Below are 21770 nucleotides of genomic sequence, written 5' to 3' on the forward strand. Positions count from 1 at the left end.
GCCTCTGTAAAGGCTGTCTGCATATTAAGAATTAAAAAGATAACTTCTGTATTTCGTCAGCTGCACACTTGCATTATATACAATCCCAAATCCGATTAACGTGGAAAGTGTCGAGCTTCCCCCATAGCTGACAAACAGTAGCGGAATCCCGGTAACAGGCATAATGCCGATGTTCATTCCGATATTCTGGAATGTGTGGATCACAATTAACGCCGTATAGCCAACGCAAAAGAAAGAAGCGAAACGGTTAAACGGATGTATTTTGTCTATCAGAACAACAAGCCTGTAGATTAAAAAGAAGAACATGATGACAACAATTGCACAGCCTATAAAGCCAAATGACTCACCTATTATAGAAAAGATAAAGTCAGTCGTACTCTCTGGAACATAAACCTTCAAATTAGAAATACCATTACCTAAAATACCACCAGATCCTATTGCCATGATGGCCTGGTCAACTTGCCAGCTGTCATTTGAATCTTCCTGTGTCTCATTTGAAGCAGACACCCAAGAAGTGACCCGCTTAATTTGATAATCCTGTATTCCAACTGATTTAGCAACGTCAGGAAAGTTTATCATTACTAATAAAATTAATGAAATGAGTAAGATACCTGAACCAGCTATGATCGCAATCAATTTCCAATTTATACCTGACATAAAAACCATTACAAGAACGATAAACATACATATTCCCGCAGTCCCAGCATCCTGCATCAGGATAAGACCTACAGGAATAACTGCGACACCCGCAATCTTTAATAACAAGTGGATATCATCCCTAAGCGTCCGAACTCCTTTAGGATTAGCTTTTCCAATAACTGAAGCAAGCATCATAATCAAACCAACCTTCATAAACTCTGACGGCTGTATTGTTATTCTACCGATCCTAAACCAACTTTTTGCCCCTTTAATAACAGGTGCAATAGACTCGGGACTGATTTTAAGAATAATCAAAGATAAAATACCAATGATAAAAATATATAAACTTAACTTTTCAAGCTGTTCTAAATCAAAGTACAAAAGAACTGTAATGGCAACAGCCCCCAAAAAATAAAACACAATTTGCTGAATCCAATCCGTGTTCCCATACTGCCCAAACTGACCGGCAGCATAAATTGATACTACGCTTATAATAAAAAACACACCAAATATAAAAATCAAATCCCCCTGGTAAAAGGGGCTTTGCTGTTTCTTATATCGACTCATTCTATCCCGCCTTACATTTTCATCGGAAAATCACTAATGTTTATTATACATGAACCACGTTCAAGATGACACGTGAAGCTCGCTTCCTTTTATGTTTTTTCAGCATTTGCGGTGCTTTTTCAGCTACACGAAATATGACGTATCATAAACCGAAATGTTTCGATTGACACAAAACTTTTCAAATGAAAAAAACGCCATACCAAAAGAATTTGTTAAAAAACGAATGCGATAATGTGTTATGTTCCCAAATAATGTGATACCTCATAAGAAACAGCTAAAAATTCAGAGCCCCATGCCCATACATTCTCCTAGCACATTAAACGAAAAAATAAGACGATAGATCCAGTCCATTTCTGCAAAAACACGTATCAATTTCTGGAAAACATGGTATAATAATTGTAACAGAATGTTCAAAAAACAATCACAAAACAGACACAACTCAGTTCCTCTATTTCATTTTTGTAAACGTTATCACAAAATGAAAGGAGACGGGTATGATGGACATGTTTTTTGCTTACTTATTGGTTGCCAGCGCAACGCCTCTCTTTATTTGGCTTGATAACAAAAAAGTCGCACTCTCAGCTATTCCGCCAATCATCTTAATGTGGGTATTCTTCTTCTTTTACGCAACAGAAAGCCTTTCTCCACTTGGACACACTCTCATGATTATCTTGTTTGCCGTCAATGTCATAGTCGCTCATATCGCCGCATTTATCATTTACGGCCTTCCGTATCTTCGCAGAAAGCGAAGCAGCTGAAGACAGCAAAAAACCCTCTTCCAATGAAGAGGGTTTTTTGTATTATTCGTTATGGCCTGAATGCTCTGAGTGTTCAGCGCCTCCAGGAGGATTTCCATCCATATGGTCACCATGGTGATAGTGAGCCGCGAAAATCCAGATGGATCCAAGTACGATAACGATCGCGCCAAAGAATCCGAACAGCGTGTTTCCGACTTGGATCGTGCCGTTTTCGCTCTCTGTCATATGCATGAACATGAGAAGCTGCAGCGCCGCCTGAATGAAGGCGAAGCCGAAGATTATCCAAAGTTTTGCTGATGAGCTCAGGTCAGTATACACTGCAACCCATAGAGCCAGCAGGGTCAAAACGATAGACAGGATAAAACCTACAATGTGTTTCCATGGAAAGTGACTGTGTTCAGCAGATTTGTTTGCCATTTTACAGACCCCCCAATCCCATGAGATAGACACCTGTAAAGATGAAAATCCATACAACATCTAAGAAGTGCCAGTACAAGCTTGAGATAAAGATTTTAGATGAAGTTTGCGGAGTTAAGCCGCGTTTCTTCAACTGAATCAGAATTCCTGTGATCCAGAAAATCCCGATTGTTACGTGAGTTCCGTGAGTTCCAAGTAAAACAAAGAATCCAGACCAGAACGCACTTGTACTGAGAGCCGCTCCTTCATGTACATAGTGAACAAACTCATTGATCTCGCAACCGACGAAGCCGGCACCGAGAAGAAGAGTGATAATTGTCCAAATGACTACGCCTTTTAAACTTCCGCGGCGCATTTCATGAACAGCGATCCCGCAGGTAAAGCTGCTGATCAGCAGCAAGAACGTCATAATCATTACCAGATTGACTTCAAATAGTTCGTCTGGCAAGACACCTCCAGCTGTTCTGTTTTTAAGAACGAAGAAGGTTGCAAATAGTGTTGAGAACAACACAATTTCTGCCCCTAAAAAGATCCAAAACCCGAGAATATTAAGTCTGCCGGTTTCAGATTGATATTCCATAGGCGCGTTAGAATTGCCGTGTTCTGCATGTTCCATAACTCACGCCTCCTTATTCGGAAATCTTTCTTTCCGTCTCTTTTATTTCATCAACACTAATGTAGTAGCCGTTGTCGTATTCGAATGAACGCAGAACCATGCAGAGCAGGACTCCGATCAATCCGACTACGCCCATCCAGTACCATTCAAAGACAAGTCCAAAGCCTGCAAGACCGAAGGCAACAGACATAAAGAACGGTCTGCCTGAGTTGCTTGGCATATGGATTTTCTTGAATTTGCTTTCAGGGTATAATTCAGTTTTTTCTTCTTTCATATGCAGGAATGCATCTTGAGATTTGACTTCAGGAAGCACCGCAAAGTTGTAATGCGGCGGAATCGCAGAAGAAGTCGCCCAATCAAGCGTACGTCCCACACCCCATGAATCTCCGCTGATTTCACGAGTAGAGTAACGGAAGCTGTAGTAGATGTTATAGCAAAGGATTAAGAATCCTACACCCATCATGAAAGCTCCGACTGTTGAGATAAAGTTCAATGTTGTCCAGCCGTCATTCGGTCCGTATGTGTAAATACGGCGAGGCATGCCTTGAAGCCCCAAGAAATATTGCGGGAAGAAACAAATATTGAACCCGATCATAAAGATCCAGAAGAACCATTTTCCGATTCTTTCGTTCAGCTTGTGGCCGAACATTTTTGGATACCAGAAAATAAATCCGGCGAAACAAGCAAATACAGTACCCGCGATCAGCACATAGTGGAAGTGAGATACAAGGAAGTACGTATTATGGTATTGATAATCCGCTGCTGCCATCGCAAGCATAACCCCTGTAACCCCGCCGATAACGAAGTTAGGAATGAACGCAAGCGCCCACAGCATAGGTGTTGTAAAGCTGATTCGGCCTTTATACATTGTAAAGAGCCAGTTAAAGATTTTAACCCCGGTTGGGATTGAGATTGCCATTGTCGTAATTGAGAAGAATGAGTTAACGGACGCACTGTTCCCCATTGTGAAGAAGTGGTGAGTCCAAACTAAGAAACTCAATACAGAGATGGCGATAATAGAACCAACCATCGCTTTGTAACCAAACAATTGTTTTCTTGCAAAGCTTGAGATGATTTCTGAGAAAATACCAAACGCCGGAAGAATAACGATATATACTTCAGGATGTCCCCAAATCCAGAACAAGTTAGCCCAAAGCATCGGCATACCGCCTGCTTCCAATGTGAAAAAGTGAGCGCCGAACAAACGATCAAATGATAAAAGTGCTAATGCTACTGTAAGTACAGGGAAAGCAAACACGATAATAACCATTGTGATCAGTGTTGTCCATGTGAACATTGGCATACGCATTAATGTCATGCCTTTTGTTCTCATTTTTAAGATTGTTACCATAAAGTTGATCCCTGTCATCAGGGTACCGATACCGGCAATCTGAAGTCCGAGGAGGTAGTAGTTCTCACCCGGCCCAGGGCTCATGTCGTTACTTGCAAGCGGCATATAACTCGTCCAGCCTGCGTTCGGAGAACCTCCGATAACGAAAGAAATATTGAAAAGCATCGCCCCTACAAAGAACGTCCAGAAGCTCAGGTTGTTCAAGTAAGGGAACGCAACGTCGCGGGCACCGATTTGAAGAGGCACAACAACGTTGATAAGACCGATTAAGAACGGCATCGCCATGAAGATGATCATGATTGTACCGTGAGTTGTAAAAATTTCATTATAGTGGTTTGAGTCTAAAAAACTGTTATTCGGAAGCGCTAGCTGGGCACGCATCATCAGACCGTCGACACCGCCGCGGAATAACATAATTACAGCAGATATAATGTACATGATTCCGAGTTTTTTATGGTCAACAGTAGTTATCCATTCAGACCACAGCCATTTCCACTTTTTGAAGTAAGTCAGTACAAAAATAATGGCAATGGTTGAAAGCGCAATGGAAACTTGTGCGCCCAGAATTAATGGGTCACCAGTTACGAAAAATTCGTCCCATTTGAATTTCATGCAGGCTTCCTCCTTTCCTGATCAATATCATTCTTCTGTATCATCAGACTTCTTAAATTCGTTTTTCTTTACGTTTTCAAACGGATCTGTTTTAGAGTGCGGTGAAACGGCTTGATAGCCAAGGCGTTTGCGCGCCTCCATCGCGTACTCAGCGTCTTGTCCGTGATCAACGTATTTCAAGTGAGTAGAAGAGAACGTTAATTCGTCCACATTTTCAGGAAGCATCAATTCATCATACTTCTCTTTTGTCAGCTTAGGAGCCTCGTTCTGAGTCTTTTTCACCCAGCTGTTAAAGTCTTTTTCTGTAACTGCATTCACATCAAACTCTTGGTCTGCAAAATGTTCACCTGTGAAGTTCGCGTTGCGGCCTTCGTAAGTACCCACTTTGTCAGCCTGTAAGTATTGATCCATCAGCATTCCTGCCATCGCATATTTTTGCCCTCCAAGCTGAGGAATCCATAGCGAAGCCATTGAATCTGCAGATGAGATTTTGAACAAGATCGGGCGGTCGACAGGAATGTTTAAGTAGTTGACCGTTTCAATATCCTGTTCAGGGTAGCTGAATACCCATTTCCAGTCTACCGAAGTAGCATAAACAACAAGAGGCTCTTTATCTTTTGTTGCTTCAGGAGCTTTTTCTAACGAATATATCGTCTGTACTGTTGGCACAGAAAGTGCAATGACGATTAAAATTGGGATCACTGTCCAGACTACTTCTAAAAACGTGTTACCGTGAATTTCTGGGTTATAAGATCCATTATCTTTGCCTTTACGGTCGCGGTATTTTACTAAAATAATGGTAAATAGAACAAAGACGACCCCGACGATAAACAGCATAAATCCGATAGATAACAGGATTAAATCACTTTGCTGTTCAGCTACAGGTCCTTTCGGATCTAGTACTGAAGCATTGCTGCATCCCCCAAGGACGAAAACCACAGTTAACAGCGCTAATACAAGCAACGGTTTTAATGCTCTGAACAAGAAGATCACCATCCTTCCTATTGATGTAATAAATCTGAAGTGCATACTTCCTCAAAATCTTTTCTCTACTTTGTTATGCTATCAAAAACTTCACTTATTAGCTTTATTTTTTTATAAACTTCATCCCATTTTCGCTTAAATGTCATAAAATCGACAAAAATTGCTCCAACTTTATTCACATCTATCGCTTAAGATGAAAAGTTTCTAGTTATTTCCGCATATAAGTAAAGAAAAGATGATGAAGAACTAATTCTGACAAATAAAGGTTTACCACAATAAAAAACTTAGGTCAATCAAAAATTTCATTTTGTTAAACTTTCTAGATAGGAATTATTTTTTCCTTGTCTAGCATCTTTTCACACGGTTACCATTTTAACGCATCAAATATTGAAAGAAAAGGCGCAATGAAGAGCCAATATGCTCTGAATTGTCCGTATTTTTTAATGAGAGCATCCAGTTGTTTATCTTATACAAAAAAGAGGAATGATATAAGCAAATAAATAAAAAATAGGATGTGTTGCATGATGAGTTTTCTTATTTCACTTATCGTCGCTATTATTATCGGATGGCTTGGAAGCCTGTTTGTAAAAGGAGATATGCCCGGAGGAATTATCGGGTCTATGATCGCAGGTCTTATTGGCGCCTGGATCGGACACGGGCTGCTTGGAACATGGGGGCCGCACCTAGCCGGATTTGCCATTATTCCAGCGGTAATCGGTGCAGCCATTGTTGTCTTTCTAGTAAGCCTGTTAACCAGAAAAAGAGGATAAAAGCAGCAGCACCCGAAGCGTCAGCGCTTTGGGTGTTTGTTTTGCCATAAAAATCGAAAAAGCCTCAACCCTAGCGGTTGAGGCTTTTGACTGGTTTGGCGCCCAACTGGTCGATAAACCTTCTGAAGGCCTGTTTTCCTTCTGTTGTCTGTTTAAACACACCGGCGTGTTCAAGGATGCGCGCGAATACATGTCCCAGCTCTTCTTTTATGACTAGATCTGCATTCTCTTTTGTTATGGTTCTTTTTTCCATCATCCGATTAGCCCACTCACTATGTTTTGCCGTGAGCGGATTTTGTTCTAAAGCTGTTTTCGGATCAGCAGAGCATAGCGCCGCTGCCGTTTCTTTCATTTCCTCCTGTAAGCGGCCCGGCAATATCGCCAATCCCATGACCTCAATCAGGCCGATATTTTCTTTTTTAATATGGTGAACTTCTTTATGGGGATGAAATATCCCTAATGGATGCTCCTCATCCGTCCGGTTGTTCCTCAGTACGATATCGAGTTCGTACAAGTCTCCCCTGCGCCGCGCAATCGGTGTGACCGTATTATGGGGCGTATCGCCTGTATAGGCGGCAATGCCGGCTTTTTCATCGGAATACGTCTGCCACGTGCGGAAGATATGGTCAGCAGCTTCGGCGACATGACCCGGTTCGTCTCCTTGGAGCCTGAGCACAGACATCGGCCACTTCACTAAGCCCAGCGACACGCCGGGATAATCATTTAATCCATAAACGTCTTCTGCTTCTGCACGTGCCATTGGAAAATCATGCGCGCCGCCTTGAAAATGATCATGGCTTAGGATGCTGCCGCCGACAATCGGCAGATCCGCGTTTGAACCGATAAAATAATGCGGATACTGCCCGAGAAATGACAGCAGCCTTTCAAATGTTTTTTTGCTGATCTCCATCGGTTCATGTTCACCTTTTAAGACAATGCAGTGCTCTGGATAATAGACATATGGCGAGAATTGCAGGAACCATTGTTCGTCCTCAAGGGTGACCGGAATGATTCTGTGATTTTGCCGGGCTGGATGATTCACGCTACCCTCGAACCCGACATTTTCTTTACACAGCAAACACATCGGATAATTTGTCTGTTCCTGCTCTTTTGCAGCCGCAATCGCTTGCGGGTCCTTTTCAGGCTTTGATAGGTTAATGGTCATTTCCAGTTCGCCATATTCGGTCGGCACCGTCCAATGAACATTTTTGGCGATTCTGTCAGTCCGTATATAATAGACATCCTCTGAATATTGATAGAATTCCTTTGTCGCCTGTTTTGGGCCGTATAATGCTTTTGTCTCTTCAAATTTGCGAATGACCTCTGACGGAGCAGGTACAAAACAGCCCATCAGCTTTGCGCTGAGCAGGTCACGGTACGTATCTGTATCCGCTTCCATTCGGCCGGTTTCGGCAGCCCATTTATAGATGGGAGCGAGCAAGTCCGGCAGGCTTTGTGACTGCTTGATGCAGATGCCGGAGACCGGCTCGGGATGTGTGATGCCCAGCGCTTCATAAAGACGGTTTCTCGTATATTCCCGATCCCAGATCGAAATCAATTTTCGTTCCAGGCCATACTCAAGCAGCTGTTCCAGATGTTCAATAATACTCATATGTCACTCCCCCTTTAGTTCTCTCGCTCCCTCTCCGATATCCGCGACATAAAAGTCCGCTCGGAGCCCTGTTTTTTCTTGATATCTGTCTCCAACCTTCTGAATAAAATCATCAACGAACTCATCTTTTACAATGCTGATGGTGCAGCCGCCAAAGCCTGCTCCCGTCATTCTTGATCCAATTACACCTTCGTGATCCCATGCCGCAAACACAAGCTCATCAAGTTCAGGGCATGTTACTTCATAGTCATCCTTCAATGAAAGGTGGGATTCCTTCATTAACTGCCCGATTTCATCTATATTGTTCTCTTTGAACATATGGGCCGTCTTAATAGCACGATGATTTTCGTATACAGCGTGCTTTGCCCGGCGTCTGTTCGTTTCATTTTGGATCAGGCTGGAATGCGCATCGAAATCAGAAGGCTTGATGTCGCCCAGTGCGGCAATATCGAGGCCTTTTTTCAGATCAAGCAATGCATCATTGCATTCTTGGCGTCTCGTATTATAGCTGGAGTCAGCCAATGTCCTTTTTTTGTTCGTGTTCGCGATGACCAGCGCGAGGCCTGAGACATTGAGTTTGCTATATTCATAGTCAAGCGTGTCACAGTTCAGCAGCATCGCATGATGTTTTTTCCCCATTCCAATTGCAAATTGGTCCATAATTCCGCAATTGACGCCGATAAAATGGTTTTCCGCATGCTGCGCCATTTTCACAAGCTCAAGCGCATCTACTTCAGGATGAAAATAACTTTGGAGCACGACCCCCATCAGCAGTTCAATAGAAGCGGAAGACGACAGTCCCGCCCCGTTTGGAATATTCCCTGAAAATACAATGTCAAAGCCATGGGGAACTGCATATCCCCTCTGTTGAAATTCATAAATCACGCCTTTTGGGTAGTTCGCCCAGTCGTCTTCTTTTTGATAGCGAATGTCGTCAAGGCTGCATTCCTTGATGCCTGCGTTTCTAAAGTTATCTGAATACATCCGGACAAGCCCGTCGTTTCTTTCTGCAACAGCAGCATATGTACCCATTGTCAGCGCGCACGGAAAGACATGCCCGCCGTTATAGTCTGTATGTTCTCCAATCAGATTCACTCTTCCAGGTGCGAAAAAAAACCGTAACCCCTCTTTTTCTCCGAATACACTTGCAAATATCCCCTTTAGCTCTTCCCGCATGTGCAATCACCTTTCTGGTTTTTATTTTTTATTCCCCTTATTTCTTCATAGAAAACGGCAGATCATATGCTGCAGTCCTCTCATACCCCTTCTTCTTTTGTTTTTTTAAAGACGAGCCATTTGCTCGCAACATAGTTGACGACAACAATGACCGCGTTGTCGAGTATTTTGGCCAAGGTTTCATTTGTATTGAACTGGCCGACAAGAATGATCATCATGCCTAAATCTATGCCGAGAGACAGGACCCGAACGCTGAAAAAAGCAGTGAGCTCTTTCAGCAGGCTCTGCAGATCATGTGTTTTTTGCTGAAACACATATAATTTATTTGTTATGTAAGCAAACAGCACGGACAAAATCCAAGCGGCAACAGTGGCGGCTTTGTAATCCACATTCATGATCTCTACCAATATATAAAAGCTGGCGATATTCACAATGGTTGTGAAAACCCCCATAATGATATACATAATTATTTCTCTATACTTCACTGATGTTCCTCGCTTTCTGAAAAACTTTTCAAAATTCTTGGCCTCTCGTGCTCTCTGTCTAAAGTAAAAAATACCGAGAGTGCGTCTAAAAAGCTGCGGAAGGTGGCTGGCTGGCCCAATACATATGATTGTTTGATGATTCCGTCGAGGACTGCACATATTATTTTAGCCGTATATTCAGGATCAATACAGGCGTCAATCAGCTTTCTCTCCTTCAGCCACTTAATATATAACACATTTTCTTCCACCCACAATTCGTACAGCCGGACATAGGCCTTGCATTTCTTTAAGACTTTATATGTCGGCATGTTCATGGCAAACGAGGTGATGTCCCACGACGGCTTATTTATGTAATAGGAATAAAGCAGTTCTGCAGCGTGTTTTGCAGCCTCGTCCAATGTCAGCGATTTCACTGACTCCCGCTCCATTTGATCAAGATACCCTATAATGATCTTTTTTTTCATCTGACGTTTTTCGAGAAGGTACAGCAGAAAATCGTCCTTGCTGACAAAATGAACATAAAATGCTCCTTTGCTGTACCCGGCGGCTCTGCTGATATCTTCTACAGAAACCGGATCATACGCTCGGTCAATCAACAAATTCACGCCAGCGTCTATAAAACTTTCAAATGTTGCTTCTCTTTTAATTTGAAATTTGTTTTTTTTCATATTTTTCTCCTGGCGGTAATGATTACCCTTATCTTACACCGGATCAATCTTTAGCGGTATTTATTTCTTTAAACGGTTATGCTATTCGGTTTCCCAGGGGTCATTTTTAATAGGCTAAATGATTTATTTTCATTTACATACTATCCAGTCAGTATTTAATTGTTTATTATTATAAATAAGGTCCATTGGTTATATTAGTCATTTTTTTAGGGAATAGGTAGGTGGTTTTTCCTTCAGTTTGTGAACACCGAGCAACTATGTGTGAAATTTGTTGTACTCGCCTCCATCATCGCGCTGGCTTGTCTTTTATTGCCCGCATGTTGCAGGAAAACATTTTATACAATTGGAGGTTACTATGAAAACTCATGTTAAAAAAGATTTGGACAAAGGTTGGCATATGTTAATTCAAGAAGCTAGATCCATTGGATTAGGCATTCATGATGTGAGGCAGTTTTTAGAATCTGAGACAGCATCAAGAAAGAAAAACCACAAAAAAACCGTCCGGCAAGACTAGTCCGAACAGGCGGATCTATTTACCTCTGGCTTTTCTATCACCTGATCTGAGTTTTCACCATATCCTCTATTCAAAAGCAAATCGCTGCGCTGAGCTTGAGGACAAACGGTGTGTCAGCTAACTACGACAGACAGCCGGTGATGCGATCACCTCTTGGCACATGCATTGTCATAAAGAGGTGATGCGAACATGATAACCGTGCTCTGGTAAACAGCAGCTTTGCTGAGAACAAGCTGCATTCGGTGAGGTTTTGAAAGCAAACTCGTTTATACACGGCCGAGCTTGAAAACCTTCGCCTGTCTTTAGACCACTGTGTTCACCTCTTCACGACTTCCTTCTTTTTTCATCCTCCAGCTATTGTACAACGCATAAATCGGACTTTCAGTACATACCTATTGGTGTACCTTTTTGCTTACGTTTAGCGAATAAAAGGAGGAAAGCCATGTACAAAGCTGATTATAAACAGATTGCTGCAACGCCGTCTTTTCAAGCTTTTTTAAAGCAGAAACGCGCTTTTATTGTTCCTTCTGCGATTTTCTTTTTTGTTTTTTATTTTTCACTCCCTGTTTTGACATCTTATTTCACCTTTTTGAATGCACCGGCCATTGGAGCTGTTTCATGGGCTTGGCTGTTCGCCATCGCCCAATTCGCTATGACCTGGATACTGAGTACTGTGTATTCCCGGAGAGCCACCCATTTCGATAAGTATGTAAGCGCTTTAAAAGAGGATCTGAAGGGTGAACAGACATGAATATGACTGCTTTTTTATTATTTTTGGCGATTGTTGGCCTGACGCTTATTATCACGTATTTTGCCGCGAAGCGGACGAAAACGACGAGTGAGTTTTATACGGCGGGCGGCGGGCTCACCGGCGTTCAGAATGGACTGGCAATTGCCGGTGACTACATGTCTGCCGCCTCGTTTCTCGGGATTGCCGGAATGATTGCGTTATATGGATTTGATGGCTTCTTTTACAGCATCGGTTTTCTGGTGGCTTATCTCGTTGTCTTGTACATCGTGGCGGAGCCGCTTCGGAATCTTGGAAAGTACACGATGGCAGACATGATTGCCGCTCGCTTTAAAGAAAAGAAAATCCGCGGTGTCGCGGCTCTCAATACCATTGCCATCTCTACTTTTTATATGATCGCCCAGCTCGTGGGGGCGGGCGCGCTGATCAAACTGCTTCTAGGGCTGGATTATACCGCGGCTGTCCTCATCGTCGGAGTGCTGATGACCATTTATGTCGTGTTTGGCGGCATGATCGCGACAAGCTGGGTTCAAATTATTAAAGCTGTTTTGCTGATGGCCGGCACACTCGTGATTTCGATTATCGTGTTTTCGAAATTCGGCTTTAGCCTTAATACCATGTTTGAACAGATGAAAACGGCTACTCCGCTTGGCGCTGATTTTTTGAACCCCGGAAATAAATACAAGGTGCCGCTTGAGACCTTGTCGTTAAACTTGGCACTCGTGCTGGGAACCGCCGGGCTTCCGCATATATTGATCCGGTTTTATACCGTTAAGGATGCCAAGACGGCCCGTACATCCGTTGTGTCAGCGACATGGATTATCGGTGTGTTTTACATTATGACGGTATTTCTCGGCTTTGGTGCCGCGGCATTTGTCGGTTTTGACGCGATTACGGCGGCTGATCAAGCGGGAAATATGGCGGCTCCGCTTTTAGCAAAAGCGCTCGGAGGAGACTTTCTGTTCGCGTTTGTATCAGCCATCGCCTTTGCCACCATTTTGGCTGTCGTGACAGGGTTGGTGCTGTCTGCCGCCTCAGCATTTGCCCATGATATTTACAGCCAGATCATCAGAAAGGGAGAAGCAACTGAAAAAGAACAAATGAAAGCGGCCAGATGGGCTTCTGTCGCCGTGTCAGTGCTCTCGATTCTCCTTGCGATTTTTGCACAATCCTTAAATGTGGCGTTCCTTGTTGCACTCGCGTTTGCGGTAGCCGCCAGCGCAAACCTTCCGCTGATTGTGTTTACAGTCTTCTGGAAACGATTCAATGCCTCAGGCGCTTTATGGGGCAGCCTGACAGGCCTGATCAGCGCGCTTGTGCTGGTATCGATGAGCCCTAGTGTGTGGGACCCGGCCGGAGGTGCTATTTTTACCGGTGATCCGCTCATTCCGCTATCTAATCCAGGAATTATTTCCATCCCGCTCGGCTTTCTCGGCGCGTGGCTCGGAACGGTGCTGTCGTCTGATAAAACAATTGATGAAGATACGTTTGCAGAAATTCAGGTGAAGGCGCATACTGGCGTCCATATGGAACAGGAATAAAAAAAGCTCTCTTTATAGAGAGCTTTTTCCTTACTTTTTCTTCTGCTCGTCAGAAATCGCTTTTTCAAATACATCCTTGCCGGCAGCACCCGGAATTACAGTGTCGCCGATAATAAAGGTTGGAACGGCTGTGATGTCAGCCTCTTCATAGGCGTGCTTCAAGGCTTGGCGCTGCACGTCCTGATATGTTCTTGTTTCCAGTGCTGATTTGAATGATGCACCGTCTAATCCCACTTCCTCGGCGAGCTTCGTCAAGATGTCAATGTCGCCGATATTTTGGCCCTCCTGGAAAAACGCCTGAAAGACACGGGTGTTGTATTTATGTCCTTTATTGTATTCCTTCGCAAAATGGAAGCCTTCAAACGCGAGGTCTGTATACGGATGGGGCGAGACGTTTGGAAAATTGATCTCAACCCCTAATTTCTCCGCCATTGGCTGAATTGATGTCTGCCACATGTACTGTTTGGAAGGGTCCTTGACCGGATCAAGCTGAGGAGATGGGCTTGGACGCAGTTCAAACGGCATCCACTCGACTTCAACATCCTTTCCTTTTATCGCTTCTTCAAAAGCGGCTTTTCCAACGAAACAAAATGGGCAGACGTAATCTGAATAAACTTTAATGTGTACTGTCATGATAATCTCCTTTCGTATAAATTGATTTTAAACTGTAACAATTAAAGTTACAACTGTTTTTTTAAAAAAGAAGCCGATAAGGCTTCTTTTATGATTCCAGCAAACGCTGGGCAATATATTCTCCTTTTTTGCAGCCGCCTGGGCATGCATATAAAGCAGAACCGATTGTTTGTGTATATTCGTTTAACGCATCCTTTGCTGAAAGAGCCTTCAGCATCGGGATAAACTGATTGTCGGGATTTTTTTGAAAACTGATAAACAGGAGACCTGCATCCATATAGCCGGTTTTCGGATCAAGTCCTTCTGTGTAAGAGAAAGCTCTTCGCAAAATTTGTTTTCCCGTAGATTTCGCTAGACTGACGTGTGAATTAGACGGAATTTGATTCAGCTTCACGGGATCTGTTTCCTTTTTCTGTCCGAAAGGCGCCCCTGAGCTTTTTCTGCGGCCGAAGGTATCCTCTTGGTCCTTGAGGGAAGAGCGGTCCCATATCTCAAGGAACATTTTGATTTTCCGGAAAGCCATATAGGTGCCGCCCGTCATCCAGTCAGGCTCACCGGACTGAACCCACACGATCGAGTTCATCAAGCTGTCATCCTCCGTGCTCTGGTTGCCTGTTCCATCTTTAAACCCGAAGAGATTGCGCGGTGTTTCGCCATTTTTTCCTCCGCTTAAAAAGCCTTTGTTCACAAAGCGGACCTCACAAGTGCCGACCGCTTGATTTAGCAGGTTACGCAGCGCGTGAAACGCCACTTGCTCGTCGTCTGCACATACTTGAATGCAGATGTCCCCGCCTCCCTGCTTTTCATCCAGGTTGTCATTGGGCATCGCTGGAAGAGCGGCTAGGTGCTTCGGCTTTTTGCTTTTCAGCCCGAAGCGGTCCTTTCCATCTTTTTCAAAAAAGCTAGGCCCAAATCCGAATGTGACCGTTAAGTTGGAAGGGGATAAATCAGCAGACTCACCTGTATCCTGCGGCGGCAGATATTGATTTCTCTGCTCCGCTGACATTTTCTTGCCAGATGTCAGCATCTGTGTGAGACTTGTCCAGTTTCTAAATAACGTAATGATGTCGCTTTTGTCTTTTGCTGTTACATCCAGGGCAGCAAAATAGACATACGTCTGATGGGCAGTTGTGATTCCGGCCTGATGCTTTCCGTAAAACGGAACAATCTGCTCCTCCTCTTTTTCATCCTTTTTCGATGGCTTAGCCGCAGTCTGAACAAGCGGAGCGAGACCGCCGAGACCGCTGGCACCGATCGCAACGGCTGCCCCCGCCATCGCTCCCCATTTTAAAATGTCCCGTCTGTGAATTTGTTCTGGCTTTTTTTGTTCATCGCTCATGATGTTACAAAACTCCTTTTATAGCACATTCGCAATCTTCGACATGGTTTCAGAAAGAGTCGTCAGCTTTGTGCTCAGCTCTCTGATTTGCTTTTCACTTAATTTATCATAAGACGTATAGGACTGATCACTTGTTTTGTATTTTGCCATTAAAACTTCAAATTCGCTGAACTCCGTATCCAGTTTTTCCGTCAAGTCGGAGTGATCTTTTACAAGCGCGCTTTTCACTGTTTGATAAACGGCTTCGGAGCCTTCCACATTTGCCATAAGGTCAACTAAATCAATCCGTGAGTAGCGCTCTTCTTCTCCCGTGATTTTCGAAATTCCGGCTTCGTTCAGAAGCTCCATCGCGCCTGCAACAATTTGTTCAGGGGTTAATTTCAGTGATTGAATTGAACCGTCAAGCTCTTTTACATCTTTGAGAAGCTGGTCAGCTGTTGCCTTTTCCCCGGAAATATCTTGATCCTTCCAAATGGCCTTCTCAAGCTTGTGGAAGCCTGTCCATTTGTCTCCTTCTTCAACATCGTTTTCTCGTGCGTCAATTTTCGGATCAAGATCTCCGAGGCTTTCAGCGATCGGTTCGATTCGCTCGTAGTAAACACGCGCTTTCGCATATAACGTTTTGGACTTTTCGATATCGCCGGATTTCACAGCACTCGTAAATGCTTCAGTCGCTTTGACAAGCTGGTCACTCTGCTCTTTGACATAGCCTTTATACTCATCCGCTGCTTTTGCCAGCTGATCGCTAGCCTTTTTGCCACTCTTCTTCGCTTCTGTCAGGTCTTCTAAGGATGCTTTCAATGACTCGGATTCTGTCTTGATTTTTGCTGCATCCGGTTTGTCTTTTTGCGCTTCTGTGTAGATTGGCTGAAGATGCTTTTCGATTTCTGTATATTCGAATGGATAGTCGCTGCGAATATCGTTTTCAAAGGAAAGCCAGTAGCTGTTTAACTCTTTCCCCTTCTTTTCAATCTCTTTTTGGTCTCCTTTTTCCGCTGAGTCATTCAGCTTAGAAATGATGGTTTCCATTTTATTTACGGATGCGGTGATTTCTTTAGTGACCCCGCTTTTTTCAGATGAAGCTTTTTCTTTGGTTGAAGATGTGTCATTGGCTCCGCAGCCTGCGCACAGCGCAAGGATGCATCCGGCTGATACAGCGATTTTTGTGAAATTCATTTTGTCAGTTCCTTTCCGTTTGTAAAATGTTTTGCCGCTTCTGAAACAAGCGCAATCAGTAAAAAGAGGAAAATCAACATTTGCGGAATCGTGCTGTACACAGACGGATAAATTCCTAGCACCGATACAGACGGCAGCCAGCTTTCTGCATCAGACGGAAGAATGCCCGCCAGTTGAAGGCTGTGAACGCCGGTTCCGAGAAATTTCACGCACATATACAGGACAACCGCCATTGATAGAAGAAAAAACGGCTTCAATGGAATGCGCATTCCGAGCTTGATCATCAGAACACCGACGATGACGAGAACGATAAGCCCTGCGGCAGTTCCGCCGATCAGTTCAGTGAGCGGGAGCTTCCCGACAAGCCCGATGAAAAAGATGACCGTTTCGAGACCTTCTCTTACAACTGCCAGAAATGCAATGAGCGCAAAGGAAAGCAGGCTTCGTTTTTTTAGTGCCTGTGACTTCTGGATATTGATTTTTTCTCTCCATTTATCCATTGAGGCGTTTCTGTGCAGCCACACCCCGACATACAAAAGCATGACAGCAGACAGTACGCCGGTAACGCCGCCAAGCAAGAAATTGTTTTCTCCGAATACACTGGAGGAGAACAGAACCGTGACACCGATGCCGGCTGCTAAGGAAACAGCCATGCCGGCGGACGCCCCGCCCCAGATCCATGTCGAGGAACGCGTAACCCGCGCTTTTTTTGTCATGGTTAATAGCGCTCCGATGACAAGGAGGGCCTCCATTCCTTCACGAATCGGGATCAGCGCCGCATCCCACCAGCTGTAGCTGCTTGAAGCGATCGGCTCGAGCAATTGAATCATTTCGTCAATTTGCTTTGATACCTTTTCAGGATGGCTGCCGATCTCCGCCTTCATCAGCGCCAGATTTTCCTCCGATGTCGTATAGGCTTCTTTCGATTGGGAAACGACGTCCCCCTCAACAGCGAGCCAGGATGTAACTAAATTGTCGATTGCGGATGACGCTTCATCCAATTGCTTTTTTTCTATGAACTGTTTTGTGTCTTTCAAGCTTTGTATATAGGCTGTTAAGGACGCCCTTGATTGACCTGAGGATGTCTTTTTCAGCACGACAGCCTGCTGATAGGTTTCTAAATGAGACGCAAGCTCTTCAAGCTGTGTTTTGAGCTTGCCTGCGTCTTGATTGATAAAAGAAAGAGAAATCATCGCGATATTCGCGTCCATTTCACTGTGAGAAGAAAGGTTTTCTTTCTTAATAGAAGGTTCTTCTTTTTTCCACTTCGCTTTGAAGGTTTCAAACGTTTGTTGTGCCGAATCCATATCCCCGTCTTTTACGGATTTGATCATTTGCTTGTTTAATTGAATTAATGCGGCGATCGGATCATCTTCCGCATGTGCCGCAGAACCGAAAACCATCAACAAGCTGAATAGAATAAGTGCCAGCCCCCGAGCCATCATGTTCCTCCTATAATTGAAAATGATTATCATTGTATAACATAATCATAGCCAGTTCCTGTCCTTTGTCAATTAAAATTTGAAGGTCTGAAAACCTTGATGGAAAGCAAAAAAGCTGTCCTTTTACAGAACAGCCTTTTGAAGGAAGATGAACGATTATCTTTTTGTTTTATATGTTTGAATTTCCTCACGAAACTTGCGTGCAGCACTCTCAGGATCTTCCGCCTGACTGATGGCGCTGATCATACTGACGCCATCGGCCCCCGCTTGGATAACAGGTGCGGCATTTTCTATTGTGATGCCGCCGATGCCGACAATTGGAATGCTGATGCCTTGGCGGCGCACTGCTTCGATAAGTGATACACCCTGTACCGCTCTCGTATCCTTTTTCGTTTCAGTCGGATAGATCGGCCCAAGCCCGACATAATCGGCTCCGTCTTCTTCAGCTTGCTTCACCTCAGACATCGTATGGGCAGAAACGCCGAGAATCATATCACCTATGGCAGCTCTTACCTCTTTCGCATTTGCGTCTTCCTGGCCGATGTGGATACCATCAGCTTTCAGCTTCAGAGCCATTTCCACATCATCATTGACAATGAACGGAATACCAGCTTCACGGCAAGCTGCCTGCGCTTTTTCAGCAAATTTAATCCGAGCCTCTCCTGTCAGCGCATCCCCGCCTTTTTCACGGAACTGGTACAGGGTGGCACCGCCTTTTAACGCTTTTTGTACAACTGTAACAGGATCGGCTTTCGTATTGTTTGACCCCATAATGAAGTATACAGATAATAACTCTTTCATCATTTCCCGAGAAATACGAGTCATGAGACAGTCACCCTTTCTATAGCCGCCCATTCTTGGACGTCTTGTTCAGTAACAGTTGAAAGCTTGTTCAGCAATTCAATCTGAAAGCTTCCAGGGCCTTTGTCAGCCGTCTGCTGTGCGGCAAGCTGAGCGGCGACCCCATACGAGGAAATGGCCGCAATAGCAGCAAACAATGGATTTTCTTCCACAGCGCAAAACGCACCGACGACTGAAGTCAGCAGGCAACCGGCGCCTGTCACTTTTGTCAGCAGCTTGTGGCCGTTATGAAGGGTGTATACATGTGACGTGTCGGCTATGACATCAACTTCACCAGTTATCGCAATGACCGTGTTTAGCTTTTGTGCCGCCTGCTGAGCCAGCCGGATGATGTCGCCTCCGCCTTCACCCGCATCAACACCTTTGATCAGCCAATCGGTCACGCCGACGGTATGGGCAATTTCCGCCGCATTTCCTCTGATTGCAGCAAGGCGCACCTCACGAATGATGTCACGTGCCGATTCAGTGCGGAACGGTGTTGCTCCGGCACCGACAGGATCAAGAATGACGGGAACGCCATGTTCATTAGCTGATTTTCCCGCGATGATCATCGCTTCGACTGACTCCTTGCTCAGTGTTCCGATATTTAAAACGAGTGCACCCGCAATTTTCGCCATATCGGCGACCTCTTCTTTTGCGTACGCCATAACGGGCGATGCGCCGAGCGCGAGCAGGCCGTTTGCTGTGAAATTCGTTACGACATTGTTGGTTATGCTATGCACCAGTGGGCTATGCCGGCGGACAGCCGTAAGACATTTTGCTGCTGATTGTGCATCCATATTTGCATCATCCTTTACTATCTTTTTTCGGGTCCCATAAATACGATTTCGTATGTTCGAGCCAAGCTCTGGCGGCAAACGACAAGTACCTGTCCTTTCTCCAAATAATGGCGAGGTGCCAAGGGATGACCGGATCGACAAGCGGAATGACTTTCACTTTTTCCGGGTCAAGGCCGCGGCAGATCCGTTCCGGCAAAAGCCCGATCCCAAGGTTGGCGGATACCATCTCACTAATAAAATCCCATTGTGATGTTTCATAAATGATATGGGGCCGGAACCCAGCCTTGATACATTCCGTCATAATTCGGTTGTGCAGGACAAAATCCTCTCTGAAGAAAATAAAAGGCTCGTCCTTCAACTCACGCAGCTGACATTCTTTCTCATCAGCCAGCCGGTGGGAAGGGTGAACGACAAGCATTAAGGTTTCTTTTACGATTGTAAACGAATGAAAGATATCTTCGTTTGCGGGAAGGACCACAACGCCGATATCAAGAGAGCCGTCCCCGACACCTTCTTGGACTTTTATAGAACCGTCTTCGACTAGCTGAAAGGTGACATTCGGATAGTTTTCACGGAAATCGCCGAGCACTCTCGGGAAAAACCCCGATCCGATCATCGGCGGCAGTCCAATCCGTACGTGCCCTTTCTTGACTTCCATAATATCATTTAATTCTGACGTCAGGTTTTGAAATGATTTAATGATTTCCTGCGCCTGCACATACATGCTATGACCGGCATCAGTCAGTTCCACCTGCCTGCCGTTTCGGTAAAACAGTTCAATTCCTAGCTCTTCTTCTAAATTTTTGATCATTTTTGATATCGTCGGCTGAGAAACATAAAGGGATTGGGAAGCCTTCGTAAAACTTTTTAAACGGGCGACTTCCAAGAAATATGTTAAATGGCGGATATCCATGTGCTTCACCCTTTCTATAGACAAAAGGAATACTCCTTATTCTTAATATATATTTTACCTATAGCGAGACCTTATGTACAATAAGTATATAAGGGAGGCATCAATATGAAAAAACTGTTGCTAACCGTTATTCAAATCGCTCTGTTATTTATATTTGCTCGTCTGATTAATTGGGTGACAGCCCTTCTTCATATAAATATTCCCGGCAGTATAATAGGGATTGTGATTCTTTTCACATTATTACACTTTAACATTATCAAGCTTGAATGGATCGAGCTTGGTGCAGCGTGGCTTCTCGGGGAGCTGCTTTTATTTTTTATCCCGTCTGCCGTCGGAGTGATTGAATACGGAGACATTATGTCGAAATTTGGTGTCAGCATTCTGCTCGTTGTCATCATCAGCACGTTTGTCGTGATGGTGTCTACAGGTACGCTTACACAACTCATTGCAAAAAGAAAGGAGAAAAAGCATACGTGTTCATCGGAATTGTAAGTTTGTTTTTAACGGTTTTGGTGTATTTAGGAGCAAAAAAGGTCTATCAACGCTTTCCGCGTGTTTATACGTCGCCGCTATTGGTGACGCCCGCTGTGTTAGTCGGTCTGCTGCTGCTGGTGAATGTCCCGTACGAGTCCTATAATCTCGGCGGCGGATTGCTGACCGATATGCTACAGCCGGCCACCGTGGCATTCGCGATCCCGCTATATAAATATTTCCCTGTTTTAAAGAAATACGCAGTGGAAATTATTTTGAATGTGGCCGTCGGTTCATGCATCGCGATTATTTCTACCGCTCTTATTGCGAAATGGCTTCACCTCGGCACCGGCTTAATTGACAGCCTCGTCCCGAGATCAGTGACAACGCCGATCGCGATGAACGTATCTGAAATGATCGGCGGAATGCCTGCCGTCACAGCCGTGTTTGTGATTTTAACCGCTTTGCTCGGCACAGTGATCGGCCCGATGGTCATCCGCTATTTCCGTATTGATAACGAAATCGCGCGGGGCGTGCTGCTCGGCACAAGCGCACACGGAGCGGGAACGTCAAAGGCATTTGAGCTTAGCTCTGTGTCCGGCACGATTTCAAGCGTATCGATGATCTTAGCTGCGATTATGACGCTTTGCGCGGCGCCGTTTTTGCTTTCATTTATGTAAAAAACTGTCCTCTCGAGG

At 44.5% G+C, this 21770-nt stretch carries 23 protein-coding genes; 7 read left to right on the top strand and 16 right to left on the bottom strand.

Translation table 11 applies throughout. From position 1 onward, the window contains the following. Positions 1-24: 24 nt before the first annotated feature. Positions 25-1206 carry a cell shape-determining peptidoglycan glycosyltransferase RodA gene (gene rodA, locus MHB62_RS19750; protein ID WP_015250943.1) on the bottom strand — a complete coding sequence of 394 codons (1182 nt, stop codon included), beginning with the start codon at positions 1204-1206 and terminating at the stop codon, positions 25-27. Between the two features lie 494 nt (positions 1207-1700). Between rodA and ywcE the strand changes: the two genes are divergently transcribed. Continuing rightward, positions 1701-1964 (top strand): spore morphogenesis/germination protein YwcE, encoded by a 264-nt coding sequence (gene ywcE / locus MHB62_RS19755; protein WP_003227411.1) that lies wholly within the window; start codon positions 1701-1703, stop codon positions 1962-1964. 42 nt (positions 1965-2006) lie between these two features. Here ywcE and qoxD read toward each other — a convergent pair whose 3' ends face one another. Genes qoxD through qoxA form a run of 4 tightly spaced genes read right to left on the bottom strand, consistent with a single transcriptional unit; the run spans position 2007 to position 5953 of the window. Then, positions 2007-2381 (bottom strand): cytochrome aa3 quinol oxidase subunit IV, encoded by a 375-nt coding sequence (qoxD, locus tag MHB62_RS19760; RefSeq protein WP_003227410.1) that lies wholly within the window; start codon positions 2379-2381, stop codon positions 2007-2009. A gap of 1 nt (position 2382) precedes the next feature. Next, positions 2383-2997: a cytochrome aa3 quinol oxidase subunit III gene (gene qoxC / locus MHB62_RS19765; RefSeq protein ID WP_003227409.1), complete on the bottom strand. Its 615-nt coding sequence runs from the start codon at positions 2995-2997 to the stop codon at positions 2383-2385. A 13-nt stretch (positions 2998-3010) separates the two neighbouring features. Beyond that, positions 3011-4960, bottom strand: a complete 1950-nt coding sequence (qoxB, locus tag MHB62_RS19770; protein WP_003227407.1) for a cytochrome aa3 quinol oxidase subunit I — start codon at positions 4958-4960, stop codon at positions 3011-3013. Positions 4961-4987: 27 nt separating this feature from the next. Next, entirely contained in the window at positions 4988-5953 is a 966-nt protein-coding gene (gene qoxA / locus MHB62_RS19775; protein ID WP_010886637.1) for a cytochrome aa3 quinol oxidase subunit II, read from the bottom strand. A gap of 515 nt (positions 5954-6468) precedes the next feature. Here qoxA and MHB62_RS19780 point away from each other — a divergent pair. After that, a complete protein-coding gene (locus MHB62_RS19780; RefSeq protein ID WP_009968363.1) occupies positions 6469-6714 on the top strand; it encodes a GlsB/YeaQ/YmgE family stress response membrane protein in 246 nt (81 codons plus the stop codon). A gap of 70 nt (positions 6715-6784) precedes the next feature. Here the strand turns inward: MHB62_RS19780 and galT are convergent, their stop codons facing one another. The 4 genes from galT to slrC all read right to left on the bottom strand — a co-directional run bounded on the left by galT (position 6785) and on the right by slrC (position 10655). Further along, complete coding sequence (gene galT / locus MHB62_RS19785) at positions 6785-8326, bottom strand: UDP-glucose--hexose-1-phosphate uridylyltransferase (RefSeq protein WP_032722720.1); 1542 nt, start codon at positions 8324-8326, stop codon at positions 6785-6787. Positions 8327-8329: 3 nt separating this feature from the next. After that, on the bottom strand, positions 8330-9502 hold the full coding sequence (locus MHB62_RS19790; RefSeq protein ID WP_003227400.1) for a galactokinase: 1173 nt from the start codon (positions 9500-9502) through the stop codon (positions 8330-8332). 80 nt (positions 9503-9582) lie between these two features. Next, positions 9583-9966: a GtrA family protein gene (locus tag MHB62_RS19795; RefSeq protein ID WP_003227398.1), complete on the bottom strand. Its 384-nt coding sequence runs from the start codon at positions 9964-9966 to the stop codon at positions 9583-9585. Between the two features lie 17 nt (positions 9967-9983). Next, positions 9984-10655: a transcriptional regulator SlrC gene (gene slrC / locus MHB62_RS19800; protein ID WP_003227396.1), complete on the bottom strand. Its 672-nt coding sequence runs from the start codon at positions 10653-10655 to the stop codon at positions 9984-9986. 355 nt (positions 10656-11010) lie between these two features. Between slrC and slrA the strand changes: the two genes are divergently transcribed. The 3 genes from slrA to MHB62_RS19815 all read left to right on the top strand — a co-directional run bounded on the left by slrA (position 11011) and on the right by MHB62_RS19815 (position 13458). Continuing rightward, positions 11011-11169, top strand: a complete 159-nt coding sequence (gene slrA / locus MHB62_RS19805) for a transcriptional regulator SlrA (protein ID WP_003243648.1) — start codon at positions 11011-11013, stop codon at positions 11167-11169. A 442-nt stretch (positions 11170-11611) separates the two neighbouring features. Further along, the gene (locus MHB62_RS19810) at positions 11612-11920 is read left to right on the top strand and encodes a DUF485 domain-containing protein (protein ID WP_032722721.1); all 309 of its coding nucleotides are present in this window, start codon (positions 11612-11614) and stop codon (positions 11918-11920) included. Continuing rightward, positions 11917-13458: a cation acetate symporter gene (locus tag MHB62_RS19815; RefSeq protein ID WP_003227390.1), complete on the top strand. Its 1542-nt coding sequence runs from the start codon at positions 11917-11919 to the stop codon at positions 13456-13458. Before MHB62_RS19810 ends, MHB62_RS19815 begins: the two co-directional genes overlap by 4 nt. Positions 13459-13488: 30 nt before the next feature. Here MHB62_RS19815 and MHB62_RS19820 read toward each other — a convergent pair whose 3' ends face one another. The 7 genes from MHB62_RS19820 to cidR form a co-directional block, all read right to left on the bottom strand. Further along, positions 13489-14091: a DsbA family oxidoreductase gene (locus tag MHB62_RS19820; protein ID WP_003227388.1), complete on the bottom strand. Its 603-nt coding sequence runs from the start codon at positions 14089-14091 to the stop codon at positions 13489-13491. Between the two features lie 88 nt (positions 14092-14179). Further along, on the bottom strand, positions 14180-15430 hold the full coding sequence (efeB, locus tag MHB62_RS19825; protein WP_029318658.1) for an iron uptake transporter deferrochelatase/peroxidase subunit: 1251 nt from the start codon (positions 15428-15430) through the stop codon (positions 14180-14182). A gap of 18 nt (positions 15431-15448) precedes the next feature. Continuing rightward, entirely contained in the window at positions 15449-16606 is a 1158-nt protein-coding gene (efeM, locus tag MHB62_RS19830; RefSeq protein ID WP_032722722.1) for an iron uptake system lipoprotein EfeM, read from the bottom strand. Further along, entirely contained in the window at positions 16603-18048 is a 1446-nt protein-coding gene (gene efeU / locus MHB62_RS19835; protein WP_029318656.1) for a ferrous ion permease EfeU, read from the bottom strand. The genes efeM and efeU overlap by 4 nt, the downstream gene beginning before the upstream one ends. 156 nt (positions 18049-18204) lie before the next feature. Continuing rightward, positions 18205-18873, bottom strand: a complete 669-nt coding sequence (thiE, locus tag MHB62_RS19840; RefSeq protein ID WP_029318655.1) for a thiamine phosphate synthase — start codon at positions 18871-18873, stop codon at positions 18205-18207. Further along, positions 18870-19688 (bottom strand): hydroxyethylthiazole kinase, encoded by an 819-nt coding sequence (gene thiM / locus MHB62_RS19845; RefSeq protein ID WP_015250932.1) that lies wholly within the window; start codon positions 19686-19688, stop codon positions 18870-18872. Before thiM ends, thiE begins: the two co-directional genes overlap by 4 nt. Before the next feature lie 7 nt (positions 19689-19695). Beyond that, positions 19696-20601, bottom strand: coding sequence for a cidABC operon transcriptional activator CidR (cidR, locus tag MHB62_RS19850; RefSeq protein WP_003227377.1), 906 nt, complete (start codon positions 20599-20601; stop codon positions 19696-19698). Between the two features lie 105 nt (positions 20602-20706). On the opposite strand from cidR, the gene MHB62_RS19855 reads away from it, so the two are divergent. Both MHB62_RS19855 and MHB62_RS19860 read left to right on the top strand, forming a co-directional pair. Next, on the top strand, positions 20707-21093 hold the full coding sequence (locus MHB62_RS19855) for a CidA/LrgA family holin-like protein (RefSeq protein WP_003227375.1): 387 nt from the start codon (positions 20707-20709) through the stop codon (positions 21091-21093). Further along, complete coding sequence (locus tag MHB62_RS19860; RefSeq protein WP_003227371.1) at positions 21075-21752, top strand: CidB/LrgB family autolysis modulator; 678 nt, start codon at positions 21075-21077, stop codon at positions 21750-21752. The genes MHB62_RS19855 and MHB62_RS19860 overlap by 19 nt, the downstream gene beginning before the upstream one ends. The last annotated feature ends 18 nt before the right edge of the window (positions 21753-21770 follow it).

The sequence above is a fragment of the Bacillus sp. FSL K6-0255 genome, assembly GCF_045040725.1.
Classification (GTDB): Bacteria; Bacillota; Bacilli; order Bacillales; family Bacillaceae; genus Bacillus; species Bacillus subtilis.